Origin of the sequence: Pradoshia sp. (genome assembly GCF_051873915.1) — a bacterium.
Lineage (GTDB): Bacteria > Bacillota > Bacilli > Bacillales > Pradoshiaceae > Pradoshia.
The window spans coordinates 13,956-17,685 of sequence record NZ_JBJEFJ010000044.1; the positions used below are offsets into that span (position 1 = coordinate 13,956).

The following is a 3,730-nucleotide window of genomic DNA, read 5'->3' on the forward strand; positions in this document are numbered from 1 at the left end:
AAGACAAGACATGCCCCTATTTAGGAAAGCAGGGGTATGTCTTGTCCATTACTTCATTTTCTTCTTTAATTCCTTATACTGTTTCTGCAAGGTTCCATCCTTATAATTGGCCAAACAATAAAGAACCGATTCCCATAGAACAATATTGACCCGGTCGAGCGGGGTGGCATCCGTTTTCTTCATCTTATCATGATGCTGCTTCGCTAAGGCAAGCATCTGACGGGACAGCTCTTCAAATCCGCGCAGGCTCTCCTCATTGCTATATTTCAGGCTCTCATCTGCTGCGGCAGAAATGACAGGGTCCTGACTAATTGGAAGGTCCTTCATCGTGTCAGAATGATAAGGTCCTAAATGAAAGGCTGCCCGCCATTCCATAAATGTGGCATGGGGAACCCCGAGCTCCTCAGCCGCCTCGTAATTATCCATCTCACTCCTGATACAAACCTCATACATCAAATCCTTTAGCGGCATTCCGTACTTCTTCTCAACCATCTGTCTGTATTCAAGATCTGTCATATCGATGACCTCCATAACTTGATGGGATAAATGTAGCCTATATCTATTTTCATTATACTAATAAAGCATAGAAGAGAAAAATAAAGCGAATGATTTCAGTGGAAATATTTGTTAAAAGATGGTACAGTAAATGACTGGAATCATCGATAAGGAAGGGGAAAGCATGAGAATTCTATTCTATTTACTGTCCATTGTGACGGCCAATGTCGTGACAGCAGCATTCGTGCCGATTGCGTTTGGCATCTTTATCATACCGATGGGATCGCTTTTCATCGGGGCAACATTCATTTTGCGTGACCTCGTTCAAAACAAATATGGACGGAAGCGGACCTATGTATTTATCACTTCAGCCTTGCTGTTGTCAGCACTCGTTTCATACCTGCTCGGCGACACGCTCATTATCGTGATGGCCTCGGCTCTGTCCTTTGCCGTTGCGGAGACGACCGATACGGAAATCTACTCTCGATTGAAATTACCGATGAGCTGGCGCGTATTCTACAGCGGCATCGTCGGCGGATTGCTTGACTCTGCCATCTTTGTCATCATCGGCTTAAGCCCGATTGGTGCCGGCATGCTTCCATGGGAGGCGGTCCCAGCGGCTATCCTCGGCCAGGTCATCGTGAAAACAATTATCCAAGGAATCGGTGCGATGTTGATCAACCCGATTGCCGCTATAGTGAACAGAAAGACAGTCGTGAATGGATAAAGGGCTCCCTTATGGGGAGCTTTTATGTTCTAGAAAACAATGATTTTACTGCGCTGCACCAGCCCCTCTTTTTAAAATAGAACACTTTACAACCCGTTATTTTCAGGAAGAATCACCTACTCTTAAAACGCTGCAAACCCGCTAATAACAAGTCTTTTCTCTCCTTTTCAGCAAAAGCACATTATCCTGTCCGAACAGATTGACAATTTTTAGCCATTCCCAATCAGAGGAAATGGATTATATAATGAGATAAAATTATTGCAAAATAACAAAAATGTTAGAAATGGAGAGAAATTCAGATGGAATTACTAGGAATCCTTATCATCATCATTGGATTCGCAATGAAGCTGGACACGATCGCGGTAGTCGTTGTAGCAGGTATTTCGACTGGACTTGTCGCGAATATGAATATTGCGGAAATCCTCACGACATTAGGAGATGCTTTCGTGGCCAACCGCGTAACATGCCTGTTCATGATCACCATTCCGGTCATTGGTTTGTGTGAGCGTTACGGTCTAAAAGCAAAAGCCGTTATGCTGATCAAGCAAGCTAGCAAACTATCAGCAGGTAAACTATTGGCTGGTTACACATTCATCCGTGAAGTCACAATCGGAATGGGTGTCACACTCGGCGGTCACCCGCAATTCGTTCGTCCGCTCGTCAGCCCGATGGCAGAAGGTGCGGTTGTGGCGAAATACGGAGAAAACGTTGAAGAGAAAGATATCGAGAAAATTAAATCCTACTCCGCGGCATCTGATAATGTTGGGAACTTCTTCGCACAGAATGTGTTTATGGCAAATGCCGGCGTATTATTGATTGCTTCCACATTAGAAGGCATGGGCTATGCCGTTGATACCCTGCAAATTTCAAAAGTGGCGGTACCGGTAGCGGTCATCGCATTTATCTTCTGGGTCGTTCAAACAACCGTAGTTGACAGAAAACTGCAACAAAAATACGCCACAAAAGGCAAAGCAAAGTAAGAGGTGAGCAAGAATGGATGTAACACAACTTTCCAATATACTACTTGAAGTATTCTACATCATGATTGGTCTATGCATGGGCATCACCATGGTGTTTACGCTAAAGGATAAGCAGCATAAGACAAGAATCGGAACAGCTATCTTCTGGGGCATCCTGGCCGTCATCTTCATGGCGGGCAACTACATCCCAAGCATGGTCGTCGGTATTTTGGTCGTGATTATTGCAATCCTTTCCGCAACAAAACAAATCAATATCGGTACATTGGCTCAATTGAGCGAGACATTCTCAACGCTTAAGGCAGAGAAGCTTGGATTAAAGATCTTCATTCCTTCCTTATCCATCGCGCTGATCGCGATGCTCGTTGCTACCTTCACACCATTCCCAGGAACGGTCGCTATCGGAATCTCAGCCATCTGTGCATTGCTCATTGCCTTTGTCATTACGAAAGCGAAACCGAAGGAACTATTGGAAGACACAAACAGAACGTATCAATCAATCGGTTCATTCGCCATCCTGCCGCAATTATTGGCATCCCTCGGCGTGTTGTTCACGGCAGCGGGGGTAGGCGACAAGATTGCCTCTATCATCTCAAACGTCATCCCGACAGGAAATGCTTTAGTTGGTGTCGCTACTTACTGCATCGGTATGGCCTTGTTCACGATCATCATGGGGAACGCCTTTGCTGCATTCGCGGTCATCACGGTTGGTATCGGGGTACCATTCGTATTCGCCATCGGCGGAGACCCAATCATCTGCGGAACGCTCGCCCTTACAGCTGGTTACTGCGGAACATTATTAACGCCAATGGCTGCAAACTTCAATATGCTGCCAGCGGCCTTGCTTGAAATGAAGGACAAGAACGGCGTCATCAAAGCGCAAGCACCAATCGCGTTATCCTTGCTTGCCGTTCACATTCTGCTTATGTACTTCTTAGGATTTTAAGATAGAATAATCAACAAAAGGAGATCAGACGATGAAAGTATTAATCACAGGATTCGATGCCTTTGGCGGAGAACCCGTCAATCCAGCTGAAGAAGCCGTCAAGAAAGTCAGTGACCGTATCCAAGGCGCTGAAATCATCAAGGTCATCATCCCGACTGTTCAAACAAAATCCGTCCAAGCGATTGAGCGCGCCATCGAAGAGCATAGCCCTGACATTATCATCTCAATCGGGCAGGCAGGCGGACGATTCGACATCACCCCTGAGCGCGTCGCCATCAACATCGATGACTACCGCATCAAGGACAATGAAGGCAACCAGCCAATCGATGCTGTTATTAAAGAAGACGGCCAAGCAGCCTACTTCTCCAATCTCCCTGTAAAGGCAATGGTCAAGCACATGAACGACAACGGTGTCCCAGCAACGCTGTCCAACACAGCCGGCACATTCGTCTGCAACCATGTCATGTACGGAATCCTCTACATGATTGACAAGAAGTACCCGAACATGAAGGGCGGCTTCATCCATATCCCATACATGACCTCCCAAGTGATGGACAAGAAGAACACACCATTCATGTCCCTTGA

At 46.1% G+C, this 3,730-nt stretch carries 5 protein-coding genes; 4 read left to right on the top strand and 1 reads right to left on the bottom strand.

The window, feature by feature from the left end:
* Window positions 1-48: 48 nt before the first annotated feature.
* Window positions 49-516, bottom strand: coding sequence for a hypothetical protein (locus tag ACI35L_RS04960; RefSeq protein WP_439802354.1), 468 nt, complete (start codon window positions 514-516; stop codon window positions 49-51).
* A gap of 163 nt (window positions 517-679) precedes the next feature.
* Between ACI35L_RS04960 and ACI35L_RS04965 the strand changes: the two genes are divergently transcribed.
* The 4 genes from ACI35L_RS04965 to pcp form a co-directional block, all read left to right on the top strand.
* Window positions 680-1,222, top strand: a complete 543-nt coding sequence (locus ACI35L_RS04965) for a VUT family protein (RefSeq protein ID WP_049672831.1) — start codon at window positions 680-682, stop codon at window positions 1,220-1,222.
* A gap of 299 nt (window positions 1,223-1,521) precedes the next feature.
* Window positions 1,522-2,202, top strand: coding sequence for a DUF969 domain-containing protein (locus tag ACI35L_RS04970; RefSeq protein ID WP_049670403.1), 681 nt, complete (start codon window positions 1,522-1,524; stop codon window positions 2,200-2,202).
* Window positions 2,203-2,215: 13 nt separating this feature from the next.
* Entirely contained in the window at window positions 2,216-3,145 is a 930-nt protein-coding gene (locus ACI35L_RS04975) for a DUF979 domain-containing protein (protein ID WP_439802355.1), read from the top strand.
* Between the two features lie 31 nt (window positions 3,146-3,176).
* On the top strand, window positions 3,177-3,730 hold a 554-nt coding region (gene pcp, locus ACI35L_RS04980; RefSeq protein WP_439802356.1), incomplete at its 3' end, for a pyroglutamyl-peptidase I.

Coding starts and splice junctions, on each gene's coding strand:
- ACI35L_RS04960 (WP_439802354.1), bottom strand. CDS start 516: ATGACAGATCTTGAATACAGACAGATGGTTGAGAAGAAGTACGGAATG.
- ACI35L_RS04965 (WP_049672831.1), top strand. CDS start 680: ATGAGAATTCTATTCTATTTACTGTCCATTGTGACGGCCAATGTCGTG.
- ACI35L_RS04970 (WP_049670403.1), top strand. CDS start 1,522: ATGGAATTACTAGGAATCCTTATCATCATCATTGGATTCGCAATGAAG.
- ACI35L_RS04975 (WP_439802355.1), top strand. CDS start 2,216: ATGGATGTAACACAACTTTCCAATATACTACTTGAAGTATTCTACATC.